The 17,515-nt window shown below is 67.5% G+C and carries 15 protein-coding genes; 5 read left to right on the forward strand and 10 right to left on the reverse strand.

Going from position 1 to position 17,515, the window contains the following annotated elements; translation table 11 throughout:
- Positions 1–2: 2 nt before the first annotated feature.
- Positions 3–935, reverse strand: coding sequence for an acetyl-CoA carboxylase carboxyltransferase subunit alpha (locus Q9293_RS10360; protein ID WP_372342207.1), 933 nt, complete (start codon positions 933–935; stop codon positions 3–5).
- A 168-nt stretch (positions 936–1,103) separates the two neighbouring features.
- Here Q9293_RS10360 and coaE point away from each other — a divergent pair, with 168 nt between their 5' ends.
- From coaE to Q9293_RS10375, 3 genes are all read left to right on the forward strand, one after another.
- Positions 1,104–3,194, forward strand: coding sequence for a dephospho-CoA kinase (gene coaE / locus Q9293_RS10365; protein WP_306246144.1), 2,091 nt, complete (start codon positions 1,104–1,106; stop codon positions 3,192–3,194).
- 2 nt (positions 3,195–3,196) lie between these two features.
- Entirely contained in the window at positions 3,197–4,582 is a 1,386-nt protein-coding gene (locus Q9293_RS10370) for a TldD/PmbA family protein (RefSeq protein ID WP_306246146.1), read from the forward strand.
- 169 nt (positions 4,583–4,751) lie between these two features.
- A complete protein-coding gene (locus Q9293_RS10375; protein ID WP_306246148.1) occupies positions 4,752–6,452 on the forward strand; it encodes a phospho-sugar mutase in 1,701 nt (566 codons plus the stop codon).
- 65 nt (positions 6,453–6,517) lie between these two features.
- Here Q9293_RS10375 and Q9293_RS10380 read toward each other — a convergent pair whose 3' ends face one another.
- From Q9293_RS10380 to Q9293_RS10395, 4 genes are all read right to left on the reverse strand, one after another.
- Positions 6,518–6,748, reverse strand: coding sequence for a hypothetical protein (locus tag Q9293_RS10380; protein WP_306246150.1), 231 nt, complete (start codon positions 6,746–6,748; stop codon positions 6,518–6,520).
- Positions 6,749–6,819: 71 nt separating this feature from the next.
- Positions 6,820–8,685, reverse strand: a complete 1,866-nt coding sequence (locus Q9293_RS10385; RefSeq protein ID WP_306246152.1) for a cytochrome b/b6 domain-containing protein — start codon at positions 8,683–8,685, stop codon at positions 6,820–6,822.
- Between the two features lie 151 nt (positions 8,686–8,836).
- The gene (locus tag Q9293_RS10390) at positions 8,837–9,094 is read right to left on the reverse strand and encodes a hypothetical protein (RefSeq protein WP_306246154.1); all 258 of its coding nucleotides are present in this window, start codon (positions 9,092–9,094) and stop codon (positions 8,837–8,839) included.
- A 190-nt stretch (positions 9,095–9,284) separates the two neighbouring features.
- Positions 9,285–10,940 (reverse strand): methylmalonyl-CoA mutase, encoded by a 1,656-nt coding sequence (locus tag Q9293_RS10395; protein WP_306246156.1) that lies wholly within the window; start codon positions 10,938–10,940, stop codon positions 9,285–9,287.
- 77 nt (positions 10,941–11,017) lie between these two features.
- Here Q9293_RS10395 and Q9293_RS10400 point away from each other — a divergent pair, with 77 nt between their 5' ends.
- Both Q9293_RS10400 and rpe read left to right on the forward strand, forming a co-directional pair.
- Positions 11,018–12,622: an amidohydrolase gene (locus Q9293_RS10400; protein WP_306246158.1), complete on the forward strand. Its 1,605-nt coding sequence runs from the start codon at positions 11,018–11,020 to the stop codon at positions 12,620–12,622.
- A gap of 4 nt (positions 12,623–12,626) precedes the next feature.
- Positions 12,627–13,307 carry a ribulose-phosphate 3-epimerase gene (gene rpe, locus Q9293_RS10405; RefSeq protein ID WP_306246160.1) on the forward strand — a complete coding sequence of 227 codons (681 nt, stop codon included), beginning with the start codon at positions 12,627–12,629 and terminating at the stop codon, positions 13,305–13,307.
- Here rpe and Q9293_RS10410 read toward each other — a convergent pair.
- From Q9293_RS10410 to Q9293_RS10430, 5 genes are all read right to left on the reverse strand, one after another.
- Positions 13,282–13,896 carry a YiiX/YebB-like N1pC/P60 family cysteine hydrolase gene (locus Q9293_RS10410; RefSeq protein WP_306246162.1) on the reverse strand — a complete coding sequence of 205 codons (615 nt, stop codon included), beginning with the start codon at positions 13,894–13,896 and terminating at the stop codon, positions 13,282–13,284. The two genes, rpe and Q9293_RS10410, sit on opposite strands and share 26 nt — an antisense overlap.
- Before the next feature lie 29 nt (positions 13,897–13,925).
- Positions 13,926–14,168 carry a GIY-YIG nuclease family protein gene (locus Q9293_RS10415; RefSeq protein ID WP_306246164.1) on the reverse strand — a complete coding sequence of 81 codons (243 nt, stop codon included), beginning with the start codon at positions 14,166–14,168 and terminating at the stop codon, positions 13,926–13,928.
- A complete protein-coding gene (locus Q9293_RS10420) occupies positions 14,165–15,640 on the reverse strand; it encodes a hypothetical protein (RefSeq protein WP_306246166.1) in 1,476 nt (491 codons plus the stop codon). The genes Q9293_RS10415 and Q9293_RS10420 overlap by 4 nt, the downstream gene beginning before the upstream one ends.
- Before the next feature lie 208 nt (positions 15,641–15,848).
- Positions 15,849–16,580, reverse strand: a complete 732-nt coding sequence (locus Q9293_RS10425) for a hypothetical protein (RefSeq protein ID WP_306246168.1) — start codon at positions 16,578–16,580, stop codon at positions 15,849–15,851.
- 61 nt (positions 16,581–16,641) lie between these two features.
- Positions 16,642–17,508 (reverse strand): hypothetical protein, encoded by an 867-nt coding sequence (locus Q9293_RS10430; protein WP_306246170.1) that lies wholly within the window; start codon positions 17,506–17,508, stop codon positions 16,642–16,644.
- Positions 17,509–17,515: the final 7 nt, after the last annotated feature.

The raw sequence follows: 17,515 nt of genomic DNA on the forward strand, positions 1-17,515 counted from the left end.
GCTCAGCTCACGCTGCCCATGCGGGCGAATTTCTGGTAGCGCTCCTCCACCAGCTGCTCGGCAGAGAGCTCAGAGAGTTCTGAGAAGGCGTCGATGATGGCCTCCTTCAGCGAGGCCGCGGCAGCGTCGAAGTCCGCATGGGCGCCGCCCAGGGGCTCTTTCACGATGCCATCGATGACCCCCAGCTCCAGCAGGTGCGGAGCCGTGAGCTTCAAGGCTGCGGCGGCTTTTGGCGCCTGGCTGGAATCTTTCCAGAGGATGGACGCGCAGCCTTCGGGCGAGATCACCGAGTAGATGGCGTTCTCCATCATGAGCACGCGGTCGGCCACGCCCAGAGCCAGGGCCCCGCCACTGCCGCCTTCGCCGATGACCACCGCCACCACGGGCACTTCCAGCTTGGCCATCTCCAGCAGGTTGCGGGCGATGGCCTCGGCCTGGCCGCGCTCTTCCGCATCCACGCCGGGATAGGCGCCGGGCGTGTCGATGAGGCAGAGGATGGGGCGCTGGAATTTCTCCGCCAGCTTCATGAGACGCAGGGCCTTGCGGTAGCCTTCGGGCTTGGGCATGCCGAAGTTGCGCAGGATCTTCTGCTTGGTGTCGCGGCCCTTCTGCTGGCCGATGATCATGACTGGGTTGCCCTCGATCCAGCCCAAGCCGCCCACGATGGCTGCGTCGTCGCCGAAACGGCGGTCGCCGTGCAATTCCTCGAAGCGCTCGCAAAGCCGTTCCAGGTAGTCCAGGGTGTACGGCCGCTTCGGATGGCGTGCCAGCTGGGCCCGCTGCCAATCCGTGAGGTGCGAGAAGAGTTCCGCCTTCAGCTTGTCGAGCTTCTTTTCCAGCTTCTCCCGCTCCTTGTTCTGGGAGGGATCCATCTCCATGGCCCGAATCTGGGCCTCCAGCTCAAGCACCGGCTTTTCCAGCTGGGAGAGATCCATGGCCTGTTCGGGGGACGCGTCTTTCATGAAGCCTCGAGCCGAGTTGTTCGACGGTCCAGTGTAGAGGGGCCGGGAAGGATTGGATAGGGCACCCTGACTTCGAGTAGGCAGGATTCCCCTCCTTCGATTCCCGCCCGCCGGTGCGTGGGGCACAATGCCCATCGAGGTGTGTTTCTGTTCCAGGCTCCCTTCCCCCTTCTCGGCCTCAGTGGCGGCATCGCAGCTGGCAAATCCTTTGTGGCTTCGCGTTTGGCCTCGCGGGGTTGGGTAGTCATTGATGCGGATGCCCTGGCCCGGGAAGTGGTGGTACCGGGCAGCGAGGGATTGCGGGAAGTGGCAGCGGCTTTTGGCCCCCAGGCCTTGAACGCCGACGGTTCCTTGGACCGCGTCTGGGTGGGCGCCCAGGTGTTCTCAGACGCCTCAGCGCGGACGAAGCTCAACGCAATCCTTCATCCCCGCATCGAAGCACTTCTGAACTTCCGCTTGAAGGAACTGCCGGCCAACACCCGCGGGGCCGTGTTGGACGCGGCGCTCTGGGTGGAGCGGGGTATCGCCCATCATTTCGATGCCTTCTGGACCGTGGATGCCCCGGAATCGCTCCGTCTGGAACGGCTGATGGTTCGGGATGGTATGGACCGCGAGGCGGCGCTGGCCCGGCTGCGGGCCCAGGCGTCCCCTGCGGAACGGGCCCTGCACGCAGACCTGGTGATTCCCAACGACGGCCGGGACCTTTCGACACTCCTTGAAGGAGCCGAAGCGGCCCTTCTGTCAGACTGGAAGATCCGCCGCAAGCGGATCTGGAGACCGAACATGCCTGCACCTTTCAGCGCGGACCAGCTGCGCGATGTCCTGACCAGCTTGCTCAGCCGCGGCGGCGACTACGGCGAAGTCTTCGTGGAGCGGCGCCGGGCTCATGCCCTGGGCATGGATGATGGCCGCATGGAAGATGTGCTGGCTTCGGAAACCTTCGGCGCCAGCCTGCGCCTGGTGGACGGCGACACCACCCGCTTCGCCGATCTCATCGCGCCCACCTTCGACGAACTGGTGGCTTCTGCCCACACGCTGGCGGCGCCGGGGCACGGGTCCGCCGCCACCCTTCCGGCTCTGACGGTCAAGGCCTTCCCCACGCCCAGCCCCGTGGCCCAGGATCCCGGCCAGGTGCCCCTGGCGGACAAGGTGGCCCTGGTGCGCAAAGCCGAGACCATCGCCCGCGAGCACGCGGAAACCCTGCGCCCGGGCGCCCTGAAGCAGGTGGCCGTGGGCTACGGCGACAGCACCCAGCGGGTGTGGATCGCCGCCGCAGAACTCAAGCAGGGAGCCTGGTCGGGCAGCCTCACCGAAGACCACCGCATCCAGGTGGTGCTCCGCGCCAATGTCACCGCCGGGGACGGCACCCAATTGCAAACGGGCTATCAGCCCCTGGGCGAGACCCGCGGCTTCGAGCTGTTCACTGATGAGGCCGTCACGCGCATGGTCCACGAAGCGGTGCGGCTGGCCATCCAGGCCCTGGACGCACAGCCTGCGCCCGCGGGCACCTTCCCCGTGGTGCTCAGCAGCAGCGCCGGTGGCACCATGATCCACGAAGCCTGCGGGCACGGACTGGAGGCCGATCTCGCGCTCGCGGGGATGAGTTCCTTCGCGGGCAAGCTGGGCCAGAAGGTGGCCGCCGAAGGCGTGACCATCATCGATGACGGCACCCTGCCCCATAAGCGCGGCAGTCAGGCCATCGACGACGAAGGCAACCCCGTGAGCCGCGTGGTCCTCATCGAGAACGGCATCCTCAAGGCCTACCTGCAGTCGCGGAAGACCTCGCGCAAGATGGACGTGGAACCCACGGGCAATGGACGGCGCGAGAGCTACCGCCACCTGCCCATCCCCCGCATGCGCAACACCTTCCTGGCCGCAGGGAGCGAGGCCCCCGAGGCCATCCTGCGCGACCTGGACCGCGGCCTGCTGGTGAAGCACATGGGCGGCGGGCAGGTGGATACCGTCACCGGCAACTTCGTGTTCCAGGTGACCGAGGGCTACTGGGTGGAGAACGGCGAGGCCAAATACCCGGTGAAGAACGCGACCCTCAGCGGCTGTGGCCCCGAAGTGCTGAAGGGCCTCACCCGCATCGGCAGCGACCTGCACCACTTCGACATCGGCACCTGCGGCAAGGACGGCCAGGGCGTACCCGTCAGCGATGCCCTGCCCACCATCCTCTGCCCCGCCCTCGTGGTCGGCGGCACCGCCGAAGCCTTACCGAGCGTGATGTGACCATGAGTGCCTTTTCGACTTTCCTCCCCGAATCCCTCGAAGCCCGGCTCCAGGACGGCATCCAGCATGCTCGGTCCCTGGGCGCCGAAGGGGCTGAGGCCTTTGTCTCCCTCTCTCGCTCCCGCAAGGCCAAGGTGCAGAACGGCGCCCTGGAGGATCTCACCGTCAGCAAGCGCGGCGGCCTGGGCGTGCGCGTCATCCGCGCAGGCGACCAAGGCTTTCGCACGGGCCTCGCCACCACCACGGATCTCGCGGCCACGGATTTCCGAAATCTCTTTGCCCAGGCCTGGGAGCTGAGCGCCCTGGGCGACGAAGATCCCTGGCTGCGCCAGGCCGACCCCGCCGGGGCCGATGATCTGCCCAGCCGCTTCGATGCGAGTGTGGAGGCCATCACGCCTGAGCAGCGCATCGCCTGGGCCCTGGAGCTGGAAACCCAGGCCCGCCGCGCCTCCACCAGGGTGGCCGCGGTGCGGGAATCCTCCTGGAGCGATGGTACGGGCGCCAGCCTCCTGCTTACGCAGAAGGGCGTGCGCACGCCCGACGTGTGGTCCAGCTGCTCCGCGTCCATTGAACTGGCGGTGGCCGAAGGCGACGAGCGCCAGGCCTCCTGGCACTGGGGTGTGGCCCGGCGCCCGGGGCTCGACCTCGCCGCCATCGGCGCGGAGGCCGCCCTGAAGGGCGAGCGGAAGCTGAATCCGCAGCGTCTGCCGGCCGGCAGATACTCGGTGGTGTTGCATCCGGAAGTGGCCGTGGATGTGCTCGGCATCGTGGCGGGCATGCTGGATGCGGAATCCGTGCTCAAGCAGCGCAGCCTCTTCGCGGGCAAGCTGGGTCAGTCCTTGGCTTCCCCCCTGCTCACGCTGGTGGATGATGGCCGCTTGGCTGAGGCACCGGGCTGTCCGGCCCTGGGTTCCGAGCCCTGGGATGCCGAGGGCCTGCCCACCCGCCGCAACGTGCTGCTGGAAGGGGGCGTGCTGAGGACCTACCTGCACACCCTCAAGACCGCCGCGGAGATGGGCATGGCCCCCACCGCCAGCGCGGGCCGCGGCTTCGGCAGTCAGCCCAGCGCCACCACCTTCAACCTGTTCCCCCTGCCCGGCACCACCGAAACGGGGGCCCTGTACCGCCTGGCTGGCAACGGCGTGCTCATCACCGAGATCATGGGCCTGCACACGGTGGATCCCGTCAGCGGCGACCTCAGCGTGGGCGCCAGCGGCATCCGCATCCGCAACGGAGAGCTCGCCGAACCTGTGGACAAGCTCACCTTCGCGGGCAACCTGTGTGATTTCCTGACCCGCATCGTGGCCCTGGGCAACGATCTGCGCTGGTACGGCAGCAGCGCGGGCCTGAGCATTCTGCTGGAAGACATCGCCCTGGGCGGAGCCTGAGTTCTGCATCATGATGAAAGGGCTGGAACACTGAGCCCACGGAGATCCACGGAGGACACAGAGACAAGCCGGTTTGAAACCACCCTCTCTCTGTGTCCTCCGCGGGAATTCTGCGTCCTCTGTGTTCCATTTTCAGGCCAGTGAAGTAGCCATCCTCTGAGAGGTCCCCATGTCCTTGAGCGCCGCGAAACAATACCTGTCCTACAGCCATCTCGAACCCGAGCTCCGCGCCGATCTCGAACCACTCGTCCTGGCCGCTGAAACGGGCGACGCCAAGGCCATCGCCGAATTGGAAGATCGCTTCTTCGAGCCCCTGGCCTTTGGCACGGGCGGCCTGCGGGGTTTCATGGCGGCGGGCCTGCGCCGCATGAACCAGCCCAACGTGCGCCGCACCACCTTGGCCCTGGCGGCGGTGGCCACGGCCCACGCGCCCGGGAAGAAGGTGGCCGTGGTGGGCTACGACACGCGCATCAATTCCGAAGTGTTCGCCGGCGAAAGCGCCAGGGTGCTTGCTGCGGCGGGCTATGAGGTGTTCCTGGGCACGCGGCCCCTGCCCACGCCCTTCCTCTGCTTCGCCATGAAGGCCCTGGGTTCGGCCTGCGGCGTGATCATCACCGCCAGCCACAATCCCAAGGAGTACAACGGCTTCAAGGCCTATAACGATCTGGGCGGCCAGGTGGTCGACCCCTGGGATGCGGAGATCGAGGCCCACATGGCGACGCTGCCGGTGGTGCCCGACCCCCCGGTCGCGCCCTCTGGCCGCATCAAGCCCATCCCGGCGGAGATCGAGCAAGCCTATGTCGCCATGGGAGAGGGCCTGCTCCAGCACCCGGTTAAATTCACGCCTGCCAAAATCCTCTACACGCCCTTCCATGGCACGGGCATCGCCTTTGTGCCCACCCTCTTTGAGCAGGCGGGCTTGCCCCTGTCCGTGAGCCCCAGCCAAGGTGTTCAGGACGGCACCTTCCCCACGGCCCCCCGGCCCAACCCCGAAGAGCTGGCGGCCTATGCCGCCCCCCTGCGGGAGGCCGAAGCCATGGGTGCGGAACTGGTGCTGGCCAACGATCCCGATGCGGATCGCATCGGCGTGGTGGCCAAGCGCCACGGCGCCTGGGAGCTGATGTCCGGCAACGATCTCGCGGCCCTCACCCTGGACTACTTCTGCACCCAGAAGGGCCGCCAGGGCGCCGTCGTGAGCACCGTGGTGACCTCGGATTTCATGGCCGAGGTGGCACGTCTCCACAAGCTGCCCGTGGTCTGGACCCTCACGGGCTTCAAGAACATCGCCGTCTGCATGGACCGGCTGGAAGCGCTGGGCGAAGCCTACGCCTTCGGCGCCGAGGAGAGCTACGGCATGCTCATCCCGCCCAGCCTGCGCGACAAGGATGGCGTCACCGCCGCCCTGGTGGTCGCCGAGATGGCGGGCCACCACAAGGCGTTGGGGAAGAGTCTCTTCGATGCCGTGGATGACCTCATGGCCAAGGTGGGCACTTTCCACAATCGCCTGGTGAACCTCGAGGATGCCCGGCCCGGCGGCGCCAAACGCTTCGCCGAGGCCATGGAGCGCATCCGCACCGCGGGCCTCGCCTCCCTCGGCGGCGAGAAGGTGGCCAGCTGGGAGGACTTCCAGACGGGCCTCTGCCATGGCCAGGGCCGAAGCGAAACCATCCTAGACCGCCCCGACAACCCCTCGGCTGCCCTGCCCATCCCCCGCAGCAACGTGCTGAAATTTCGCCTGGAGAGTGGAGCCTTCGCCGCCTTCCGGCCCAGCGGCACCGAGCCCAAATTGAAGGTCTACCTGCAGAGCCGCACCGACGCGGCGCTGCTGGATCGGATGGAGGCGGAAGCCCGCAAACTCCTCGGCCTGTAAAGAGGTTTGCCCTCAAAGAAAAGCGGCGCCCCAGGGGCGCCGCTTTTTCCATTCAGAGCGAAAAATCAGCCCTTCTTGGAGGTGAACTTGCCATCCACCATGCTGTGGCAGTCCTTGCACTTGTCTTCCTTGTACTTGGGGAACATCTTCTGAGCGGCGGGGACGAACTTCTTGTCCTTGGGAGCGCCCTCGTGGCAGATGTTGCACTTCGCGCCCTTCACGGTGGTGGGCTTGGCGCTGGCGACAGGGGCCAGGGCAAGGATGAGCGCGGCGGTGAGCAGGGTGATGCGACGCATGGATGCTCCTCTGTAGGTTGGGCCCGGTTCAAGGTTCGGGTCCTGGTTGGATTGCAAGGGATGTTCCAAGTCTACTTGGTGTGCTCGTCGGATTGGGAATCTTGCTTCTTCATGAGCTTGGCGTAGTACTCGGGGCGGGTTTCACGGATGTGATCCGCCGAGGCCTTGCCCGTGAGCCAGGCCATGTCCATGGGATAGACCTCGGGGTCGAAGATCACCAGGTACCAGTGCCACACGAGGATGGAAAGCGTGGCGAGAATCGCCTCATAGTAGTGCGCGGCTGTTGCAGCATCCATCACCCAGATGGGGAAGCGTCCCAGGCTCCAGTTCTGGGCCCAGAGGAGGACACCGGTCACCGCCATCACCACGGTGCCCCACATGAAGGCCCAGTATTCCATCTTCTCGGCGTAGCCGAACATGCCGAAGGTGGGCCGTTTTTGGGCCAGGCCCAGGTTGTAGAGAATCGCCTGGAGGATGTCCTTGGCGTCCTGCAGACCCGGCAGCAGTTCCAGCAGGATGACGCGGTCCTTCTTCACCAGGGCCAGGTGGACCAGGTGCAGCACGGTGGCGCCCATGATCATGACGGCCGCGATGCGATGCAGCAGGCCGCGGATGGAGCCGGAGCCACTCAAGCCGAAGATCTTCACCCAGCCCGCTTCGGGGAACTTCAGGGCAAAGCCGGTGACCACCAGGGTGATGAAGCTGACCATCACCATGCCATGGGTGATGCGGAACCACTTGTTCATGCGGGGCAGCTGCTCACCCGTGCCGTGGTGCGGCTTGTGACGGCGCACCTTGGCCAGCCAGTCCAGGCCGTTGTGGAACAGCATGAAGCCGATGGTCATGGGGATGAGCATGTAGTACGTGAGGCGGATCCACTTCACCGAGATGTGCTCGACGCCGCCCGCCATGCGCACGTGCACCTTGCTCACGGCGATCTTGTCGCCCACGCCCGGGTGGCACTGGCCGCAGGTCTGCTTCAGGTTCGCGGGGTTGATGGTGGAGCGGATGTCGGCGGAGGGCAGGATGTTGTGAACACCATGGCAGGAGGCGCAGTTGGCGGCAGTCTTCTGGCCGCCGCGGATGGCCAGGCCGTGGAAGCTGTCCTGGAAGGCCGGCACCTTGTCGCCGAACTCGTAGCGGGAATTCATGCGCTCGTCGCCGTGGCAGCGGCCGCAGGTCACGGTGGAGACGCGCGCGGCGTTCACCATGGAGCCGGGGTCCTTGGGCGCCAGGATGTTGTGCTCACCGTGGCAGCCGGTGCAGGTGGGCGAATCATTGGAACCCCGCTTCACGGCCAGACCGTGGACGCTGTCCGCATACACCGTCTGCACATCGGGATGGCACACGCCGCAGGTATCGGCCACGTTGGCGCGGTTCACCTTGGCCTTGGGATCGCTGGAAGCCAGGATGTCGTGGCTGCCATGGCAGTCGGAGCAGCTGGCGGCGGCGGTGTTGCCCTTGGCCACTTCGCGGCCGTGGACGCTGGCCCGGTAGGCCTCCACCGGCTTGGCGAAAGGGATCTTGTGCTTGGAGAGGAAGTCGGGATTCGAGTGGCAGGTGCCGCAGGTGTTCGCCAGGTTCTTCTTGTTCACATTGGAACCAGGCTCGCTGGCACCCAGGATCGTGTGTGGCGAACCGTGGCAGGAAGAGCAAGTGGCCGCGTCGGCCATGCCATTCTGTTTGGCCACGCCATGCACGCTCTTGGCGTAAGCCTTCACCTGGTCTTCATGGCAGGTGGCGCACTTCACGGGTGCCGGTTTGCCTTCGTGAGGCGCCTTCGTGATGCTGCTGTGACAGCCTGTGCAGCCCATGCTCGCGTGCTTGGAGGCTTCGAAGACCTTCAGGTCGACGTCATGACAACCCACGCAGTCCGAGGGGCTCGGCGCCGCGGCGGAGAGCACGACAGACAGCAATCCTGCGAACAGAAAACGCATAACAACCTCATCAGTCCTTTAACCCTAGCCTGACAAACCCGTGATGTGCTAGGCGCCGGTGATCTCTGTCACGACTGCTAGCCAAAGCTCAAGCCGCCCCGAAAAGCCCGAGGCGGCTTGCCTTTGACAAGATGGTTGCCATGGCCGTGGCTTACTTGCCCTTGTAATCCTTCAGCCAGGCGAGGTCGACTTCAGCGGCCTTCTTGGCGGCCTTGGTCGCCAGCAGGAACTTCCCACGCTCGTTGCCTTCGGAGGCGCCCTTCTTGGGCATCTTGTCCACATGACAGTACAGGCAGTTCTTGGCGTCGGCGTAGCCCAGTTCCTGCGCCTTCTTGACGAAGGGCAGCTTGGCTTGGGCGGGGACAGCGAGAATCAACGCCGAAGCGGCGATGAGGACAGCGATGCGCATGACGCCTCCAGTGGATGGGAGTTCCTTGGAAAGGAACGGCTGAGTTGGGGTTCTTTGCAGCAAGAGTGCCACGGATGCGTCACCAACCCCGGATCAATCCTGTGACCTGGAGCACGGATGCCGCCCCGCCACCCTTCGGCAAAGGTCAGCCCGGTCCTGGCCGGGAAAAGGCTCATACATGGAGGATGAATCAGAAGACCAGCTGCTCCTGGTATTCGCCGAACTCGGCCCTCAGGGCATCGCAGATCTCGCCGACCGTGGCCTCGGCCTTCACGGCATCGAGGATGCGCGGCATGAGGTTCTCGCTGCCCGCCGCTGCACTGCGCAGCGCGGCCAGGCGGGAAGCCACCTCGGTCTGGTTCCGACCCGCCCGCACCGCGGCGATCTGAGTGCGGCGCTGGGCGCCCAGGGCCTCGTCCACCCGCAGGAGGTCCGGGGCGGTCTCACCGGTCACGGTGAACTTGTTGACCCCCACCACCACCTGCTCGCCCTTCTCCACGGCCTTCTGGTAGGCATAGGCCGCGTTCTGGATTTCCCGCTGGGGGAAACCCTTCTCGATGGCGCTGACCATGCCGCCCAGGTCGTCCACCTTGGCCAGCAGGGCCGCGGCTCTGGCCTCCAGCTCGTCGGTGAGCGACTCGATGAAATAGCTCCCGGCGAAGGGATCCACCACATCCGCCACACGGGATTCATAGGCCAGGATCTGCTGGGTGCGCAATGCGATGCGGGCACTGACTTCGGTGGGCAGCGCCAGCGCCTCGTCGCGGCTGTTCGTGTGCAGGCTCTGGGTGCCGCCGCAGACCGCGGCCATGGCCTGCACCGTGGTGCGCACGATGTTGTTGTCCGGCTGCTGGGCCGTCAGCGTGCTGCCCGCCGTCTGGGTGTGGAAGCGCAGCATCTGGCTCTTGGCGTCGTCGGTCTTGAAGCGCTCCTTCATGATGCGGGCCCAGAGGCGGCGGGCCGCCCGGAATTTGGCCACCTCCTCGAAGAACTGGTTGTGGGCGTTGAAGAAGAAGCTGAGCCGGGGCGCGAAGGCCTCCAGCTTCAGGCCCGCATCCAGGGCCGCCTGCACGTAGGCGATGCCGTCGCCCAGGGTGAAGGCGATCTCCTGGGCCGCCGTGCAGCCGGCCTCGCGGATGTGGTAGCCCGAGATGGAGATGGTGTTCCAGTTGGGCACCTGCTCGGCGCAGAAGGCGAAGATGTCCGTGATGAGGCGCAGGCTCTGGCGCGGCGGGAAGATGTAGGTGCCCCGGGCCATGTATTCCTTCAGGATGTCGTTCTGGATGGTGCCGCTCACCTGCTTCCAGCTCACGCCCTGCTCTTCAGCCACCGCCAGATAGAGGGCCAGCAGCACCGCCGCCGGGGCGTTGATGGTCATGCTGGTGCTCACCTTGTCCAGGGGGATGTCCTGGAAGAGCCGCCGCATGTCGTGGATGGAGCTGATGCTCACGCCCACCTTGCCCACCTCGCCCAGGGCCATCTCATGATCGGGATCCATGCCGATCTGGGTGGGCAGGTCGAAGGCCACGGAGAGGCCCGTGGTGCCCTGCTCCAGCAGGTAGCGGTAGCGGGCGTTGCTTTCCTCGGCAGTGGCGAAGCCCGCGTACTGGCGCATGGTCCAGAGGCGGCCGCGGTAGCCGGAGGGCTGCACGTGGCGGGTGAAGGGGTATTTCCCGGGGGCGCCCAGATCCTTCAGCGGGTCGAAGTCGGGCAGGTCTGCCGGGGTGTAGCTGTTCTTCAGCGGAATGCCCGAGCTGGTCTCGAAGCGGGCTTCGCGCAGCTTGGCCGGATCTTCCTTCACCGTCAGCTGGGCGCGCACCTGCTCCAGGAAATCCCTCTGGTACATGAAACCTCCGAAGGTTCCACCTTAGCCCCCGGAGCGGGGCAGACGCTACACTGGGCCTTCCCCCTCGTGAGCTGACCATGCCCCTGCCGCCGCCTCCCCCTGCCCACGTCCAGATCCTCTCTGGTGCCGACCTGTGGACCGCCCAGGGCCCCCAGAAGGGCCAGGCCGTGGCCATCCAGAAGGGGAAAATCCTGGCGGTGGGATCGCCAGACAACCTATTGAAGGCGCACCCCAAGGCCCAGGTGGTGGAACTCCATGGCGGCACCCTGCTGCCGGGGCTCATCGAAGGCCACGCCCATGTGAGCGGCGTGGGCGCCCTCCGCCGCCAGGTGGAACTGGCGGGCCTCGACAGCCTGCCCGAGGCCCTCGCGCGCATCCGCCAATGGACCACCGCCCATCCCAGCGGATGGCTGCAGAGCCGGGGCTGGGACCAGAACCGCTGGCCCACCAAGGCCTTCCCCCGGGCCGTGGATCTGGATGTGGTCACCGGGGCACGCCCCGCCTACTTCCTGCGGGTGGATGGCCACGCCGCCTGGGTGAACACCGCCGCCCTGGCCAAGGCGGGCATCGGAATGGACACGCCGGACCCCGAAGGTGGACGCATCCTCAAGGATGCCTACGGCAGGCCCACCGGCATCCTGGTGGACGCCGCGGTGAACCTGGTGGCCAAGCACATCCCCAAGCTCACGCCTGCGGAGCTGGACGCCCAGATCAAGGATGGCCTTCTCGCCCTGAGGGCCGAAGGTTTCACCGCCGTGGCCGACATGGGCATCGGCGCCCCCGAGCTGGAGGCCTACCGGCGCCTGGCCGCGGCCCACGCCCTGCCCATCCGCGTGTTCGCCTACCTCACCCATGACCACGATCTGATGCTGGGCGAGCTGAAACACGGCCGCTCGAAGAAGGCCGGCTCCTTCCAGGTGCAGGGTGTGAAGTTCTACATGGACGGCGCCCTTGGCAGCCGGGGCGCGCGGCTGCTCGCCCCCTATGCCGATGAGCCCTCCACCACCGGACTGTGGGTAACGGACCCTGCCAAAGTCGCCGCCGATGCCGCCATCACCCTCCGGGCAGGCTACCAACCCGCCATCCATGCCATCGGGGATGCGGCCAACCGCGCCGCCCTGGACCTGCTTGAAAATGCCATGAAGAAACACCGCGGCACGCTGCATCCCCGCATCGAGCACGCGCAGATCGTGACCGCCGAGGACGCCGCCCGCTTCGGGAAGCTGGGCGTGGTGGCCAGCGTCCAGCCCGTGCACTGCACCTCGGACTGCAGCTGGACCCCGGCCCGCCTTGGCCCCGAACGGGTCAACGAAGCCTTCCCCTGGCGCAGCTTCGTCGAAGGCGGCGCCCTGCTGGCCTTCGGCAGCGATGCCCCGGTGGAGGAGGCCAATCCCTTCGTGAGCTTGGCCGCCGCGGAAACCCGGCAGGACCCCCAGGGCAACCCGCCCGGCGGCTTCCTGCCCAACCAGCGGCTCACCCGGCTTGAAGCCGTGCGGGCCTACACCAGCGGCAACGCCACCGTGCTGGGCCTGGGCAAGGAACTGGGCACCCTCCAGAAGGGCGCCGTGGCGGATCTGCTCTGGGTGCAGGCCCCCCTCGGCGACCTCAGCCCCGAGGCCCTTCGCAAAGTGAAGCCAGGGCGACTGTGGGTGAACGGCGTGGAAGCGCCCCTGGCACACTAGGGGCATGACCCTGCGCCCCGCCTCCCCGCTCCTGGCCCCTTCCCTGCTCTCGGCGGACTTCACGCGTCTGGGCGAGGAACTGCGCTTCCTCGAGGGTTCCGGCGCCCAGGTGGTGCATGTGGATGTCATGGACGGCCGCTTCGTGCCGAACATCACCATCGGCCTGCCCGTGGTGGAAAGCCTGCGCAAGGCGACCACCCTGGCCCTGGACTGCCACCTGATGATTGTCGAGCCCCTGCGCTACGCCGCCGACTTTGTGAAGGCGGGCGCCGACTGGGTGAGCATCCACCAGGAGGCGGATCCGCACCTGCACCGCACCCTCGCGGCCATCCGCCAAGCGGGTGGAAAAGCAGGCGTGGTGCTGAATCCCGGCACGCCCGTGGACACGCTTGTCGATCTCGTGGGCGACTTCGACTTCGTGCTGCTCATGAGCGTGAACCCGGGCTTTGGCGGCCAGTCCTTCATCCCGAGGGTGCTCGACAAGGTGCGCCGCCTCGATGTCCTGCGCACCGAGCGAGGCATCCCCTTCTTCATCGAGGTGGATGGCGGCGTGGGTCTGAAGAATGCCGCCGAGCTCATCCGCGCCGGGGCCGATTGCCTGGTGGCGGGCAACGCGGTGTTCAAGGCCGAGCACCCCAAGGCCGCCGTGGCGGGCCTGCTCAGCGAGATGGCGAAGGGGCGCTGACCTCCATAGGACGGTGCAGCACGGGGCCGCTGTCCCAGAGGATGGTCGCCCAGTAATGCATGTCCCCCGGCGGAATGACATGGGGCAGGTGATCCTTCCGCGAGACATGCGGCGCGTAGACCGCCACGGCCAGTTCGCTGCAGTAGTAGCGGTCGGGCGCATTCAGGCCGATCAGGCCCGTGAAGTCATAGGGTTTCCCCACCAGCGAGCGGGCCTTCTCCACGGCCGCGGCCTGGCGTTCCGGCGTGGTGGCCCACATGGGCCGCATGAGGATCACGCGGTGGGCCCGCTGCATGAAGTCCGCCAGGGGCGCCGTGCGCAGGCCTTTGCCCTCGGCCTCGATGACCTGGCCGCGCTCCGGATCGAGCACCGCCACGTGGCTGAAGGGCGCTGTGGTGACCGTGGCCACCAAATTGTCCGTGGCGTGGTAGCCGCGCATCACCAGCCAGTCGCCGGGCTGGCCGAGGCGGGTCACTTCCTTCAGGGCCAGAGCTTCGCGGGCCTCCCGGTCGGTGGGCGGATGCACCACCATCGGCGTGGTGCACGCGGCCGTCAGGGCCAGCAGGGAGAGAACGGCAAGGTTTCGCATGCAGCATTCTGCCATGGGGCCCTGCCGGATCAGGCACTCAGGAGGCGCAGCTTCGCGGCCCGCGACAGGCGCTTGACCACCCGCTCGCGCCGCAGGGCCTCGGCTTGGCCGGAGCAGGCTTCGCGGTAGACCACTTCCAGGGGACCGCGGCCCCGGGTGTACTTGGCGCCCTTCCCATCTCGGTGCTGCTTCAGCCGCGCCTCCACATCCAGAGCGATGCCGCAGTACAACGTGCCGTCGCCGCAGCGCAGGAGGTACAGCCACCAGGTCATTGCGCCCGCCAGGAAACCGGAAAGGCCTCGGCGAGAATCTGCTCGGCCGTGGCGCCCTCGGCGGCACGGAAACGGGCCGTGGCCAGGCAGAGGCCCACGTTGTGGCCCCAGCCGCAGCCATGCAGGCGCAGCGAACCATCCGCCTGCACCTCGCCTTCGCAGGCATTGCTGGGCCAGGTGGTCCAGCCGAAGCGGCGGCCCGCGGCCAGACGCAGGGCCTCCACCGCGTAGGGTCCTGAATCCCCCAGGCGCAGCCCCCGCTGACCGGGTGCGAGCCCCGGCCGCACGTCCCGCTTCAGGGCCGCCACCTGGGCGGCGCTGAGCCTGCGCTCCCACCGGGACCAGCGGTCATCGGGCACCTCCGCGGCCGCGCCTGCCTCCACGGGCCCCAGCCCCCACACCTGCCCGGGGCTGAGCGCCCGGCCTCCCGCCGAACCCGTGAAGAAGGCCCAGCGGGCATCCAGATCCAGCGGAGGTGACTGCGACACGGCGCGGACGGTATCGGCGGAAGCGCTGCCCCGCACCACGGCACAGTGGGTGAGCGGACAGAGTGTCCCGCCGGGATGCTGATGCTCATGGCCCTCCCGCCAGCGCCCCAGCAGGGCTGCCAGGGCCCGCCGCGCCTCGAAGGGAGCCTCGGCGCCCAGTTCCCCTTCCACGGCCGCGGCGATCCACGCGGTGCGGGGGGTCGTCCAGGTCACCTGCCACCCCTTGGCCGCGGCCCGCACCCGCACACGCCCCCGCAGGGGCCCGATGGGAAATCCGTCGTTGAAGCGGACGCGCCCCTGGAAGCGCCAGGATTTGCCCACATGATGCGACAACCGCTGTCCATTGACTGAGAGCGTCCCTCGCAATCGCTCCGGGGGCCAGACCACGGTCACGGGATCTTCCAGCGGAGCGGCCTCCTTGGTCCAAACGTCCGGCGCAGCTTTCCGGGCCGAAGGCGCTTCCGGCAGGGGCTCCCCTCGCAGCCAGGCGCGGAGCCAGCGGTAGGCCCAGGCCTGTTCGCGGGTGGTGCCGCCCGCCAGGGCTCGATCAAGGTGATTCTGCAGGGTGGCGGCAGGTGAAGGCGGCAGTGGCTGGGGCGGCCGATGGTGGGTTTCGGCCCAGAGGCAGCGGGCCTCCTCCTTCCAGCGGCGAAGCCCGGCCTGTGCCAGGCGCCGATGGGTCAGTTCGTGGCGGAGGATGGCGCCGACATCCCGTCGCCGCAACTGGTCCCAGGGGCGCAGGTGCAGGCGGTCCCCCACCCACTGGGCGCTGCGGCCCGGCGGGGCTCCCGTGGCCCGCTCAAACGCCGCGGCCTCGGCATGAACCAGCACCTGCCAGGGCCCCGCGGGCCAGTGGCCCTGGGATTCCGTGGCCGCAAAGGCCGCCTTCAGCGCCACCTCCACGGCGGCCTGCGCCGCGGGATCGCCCTCGAAAATCGGGGGCGTGAAGGCCTGCGCTGGAACGGTTAGGATCAGCAGCATCATGCCGTTTCTCGTTCAATCGTGAAGGATGCACCACGGAGACACGGAGCCTGGGCACACAGGGGCCGGTGCCTGGCGCCCCCTGTGGCTTCCAGCTCCGCTGGAAGCGGCCTTAGGCCTGCCCAGAAAGGAGGGACACGGAGGCCTCTGTACCACCTCCGCGGCCTCGGTGTCTCCGTGGTGGATCTCTGTCGTTGATGGCGAATGGGCATCAGTCCTTCAGCTTGAGGATCTGGCGCATGCGCATCAGGCCATCCTGCTTGCCCTTGCCCCGGGGCAGATGGAGCACCGCCAGCAGGCGACCCCGGCCACCGGCCACCCAGGCGCTGGTGGCGGAGGGATCGCCAGGCACGGGGGCGGTGCCGGTCTTGAACCACCAATCCTCTTTGCCGAAGAGCGTTTTCACCTCCACCCAGCGTCCCGCCAGAAAGCGCTGGCCGAAGGTGACCACCTCGCTCTGCTGCGGCTCTATGAGCCACCGGAGAAAGGCGTCGGGACTGGTGCGCAGCAGATCCCCGTCGCCCACCCAGGCGGGCGTCAGGGGCGGCAGGCCCTCACCGGGCGGCAGGCGTCGCCCGAGGAAAGGTGAGAAGACATCCTCCATACGGGCACGTCCGGCGGCTTCCCCGTAGAGTTCCCTCCAGCGGGACTGAGAATCGGCGATCCAGGCCAGGAAGGCCAGGTTGCAGCTCTCGGCCAGTGCCTTGCCCACATCCACACGGCCGTGGCCTTCGCGGTTCCAGCAGGTGAAGGACCCGGCGCTGCCCGTGCACTTGTACTGCAGGCTGCGGCTGGACCATTCCGCGCCCTCCAGCCGCATCCACACCAGCTTGGCCAGGCTGCCCATGGGGGCTTCCTTCGTGGCCTCGCCGTAGGCACGCACCTCACCGTCGCCGAGCGTGATGGCGAAGCCCTCCCCCGGCAGCAGGAGGGGGGCTGGCATCGCTTCGGGGGCTGGCTGGGCCGCCAGACAAAGGGCAGCCAACCAACCCAAAAGCAGCGCCCTAGGGTTCCACATCAAAGGTTCCCAGGGTCACAGGTCCTGCGCCCGGAAGGATGAGGCGCTCCCAGGTCCAGCGGCGCTCTTGATCGGTACCGCCGTCGAGCAGGGCCTCCACCCGCACCCGCGCGGGCTTGGCGCCCCGCCATCCGCCGCTCCACTTCAGCGTGTAGGTGCCGGGCGGTGGCGTCTCGTGGGTGTACTCGCCTGACCAACGCAGCATGCCGCCGGAGGGCGTGCGGCGTCCCCCTTCGGCCACGGCGCCATCGGGCTCGAGCACTTGGAGGTTGCCGCTGGCGTACTCGTCCTGGGCCTGGATGGAGACCACGCGCAGGCGGGTGCGCGCCGTGGACACCCACCAGCTGCGCACCACGCGCAAGCCGGAATCAGGTTCCAGGATCTCCAATCGGTTTTCGCCATTCTGGGCGGTGATCTCCTGGTTCGTGGAATGACCCACCTGCACCGACCAGGTGAGCGTGGCGCCGTTGAGCCACACTTTGAGGGTGCGCTGGCGCCAGGCGTTGCGGGCTGCTTCCGCTTCGCGGTCGAGGCGGGCCTGCTTCAGCTGCTCTGCTGTCCGGGTGTCCTGTTCCCCACCTTCGCCGGGGTCGTAGCCGCCTTCCTCATCCTCGTAGTCGAAGCGGCGCGGCTCGTCCTTGGGCGGATTGGGATCCTTGGGATCCACCAGCTTGATCCGCAGGGACACCGTGCGGTCGCTGGACCAGCCACCCAGATCCGGGGAGAGGTCCAGGCGCCACTGCTTGAGGTCGGGCGTGTAGGCGACCGGAGATGGCTGCTTGGGCTTCGGGGCCTTCTGAGCACCGAGAACGGCGGCGCTCAGGGCCAGCGCAAGGATCAACTGCGTCCTCATCAGCGCT

The organism is Geothrix sp. PMB-07, assembly GCF_030758935.1.
Lineage (GTDB): Bacteria > Acidobacteriota > Holophagae > Holophagales > Holophagaceae > Geothrix.

Bases quoted from the DNA above. Each gene is read 5' to 3' on its own strand.
- Q9293_RS10425 (WP_306246168.1), bottom strand. From the start codon at position 16,580: ATGCCAGCCCCCCTCCTGCTGCCGGGGGAGGGCTTCGCCATCACGCTC.
- Q9293_RS10390 (WP_306246154.1), bottom strand. From the start codon at position 9,094: ATGCGCATCGCTGTCCTCATCGCCGCTTCGGCGTTGATTCTCGCTGTC.
- Q9293_RS10360 (WP_372342207.1), bottom strand. From the start codon at position 935: ATGGATCTCTCCCAGCTGGAAAAGCCGGTGCTTGAGCTGGAGGCCCAG.
- Q9293_RS10385 (WP_306246152.1), bottom strand. From the start codon at position 8,685: ATGCGTTTTCTGTTCGCAGGATTGCTGTCTGTCGTGCTCTCCGCCGCG.
- Q9293_RS10420 (WP_306246166.1), bottom strand. From the start codon at position 15,640: ATGATGCTGCTGATCCTAACCGTTCCAGCGCAGGCCTTCACGCCCCCG.
- Q9293_RS10430 (WP_306246170.1), bottom strand. From the start codon at position 17,508: ATGAGGACGCAGTTGATCCTTGCGCTGGCCCTGAGCGCCGCCGTTCTC.
- Q9293_RS10380 (WP_306246150.1), bottom strand. From the start codon at position 6,748: ATGCGTCGCATCACCCTGCTCACCGCCGCGCTCATCCTTGCCCTGGCC.
- Q9293_RS10395 (WP_306246156.1), bottom strand. From the start codon at position 10,940: ATGTACCAGAGGGATTTCCTGGAGCAGGTGCGCGCCCAGCTGACGGTG.
- Q9293_RS10410 (WP_306246162.1), bottom strand. From the start codon at position 13,896: ATGCGAAACCTTGCCGTTCTCTCCCTGCTGGCCCTGACGGCCGCGTGC.
- Q9293_RS10370 (WP_306246146.1), top strand. From the start codon at position 3,197: ATGAGTGCCTTTTCGACTTTCCTCCCCGAATCCCTCGAAGCCCGGCTC.
- rpe (WP_306246160.1), top strand. From the start codon at position 12,627: ATGACCCTGCGCCCCGCCTCCCCGCTCCTGGCCCCTTCCCTGCTCTCG.
- Q9293_RS10415 (WP_306246164.1), bottom strand. From the start codon at position 14,168: ATGACCTGGTGGCTGTACCTCCTGCGCTGCGGCGACGGCACGTTGTAC.
- Q9293_RS10375 (WP_306246148.1), top strand. From the start codon at position 4,752: ATGTCCTTGAGCGCCGCGAAACAATACCTGTCCTACAGCCATCTCGAA.
- Q9293_RS10400 (WP_306246158.1), top strand. From the start codon at position 11,018: ATGCCCCTGCCGCCGCCTCCCCCTGCCCACGTCCAGATCCTCTCTGGT.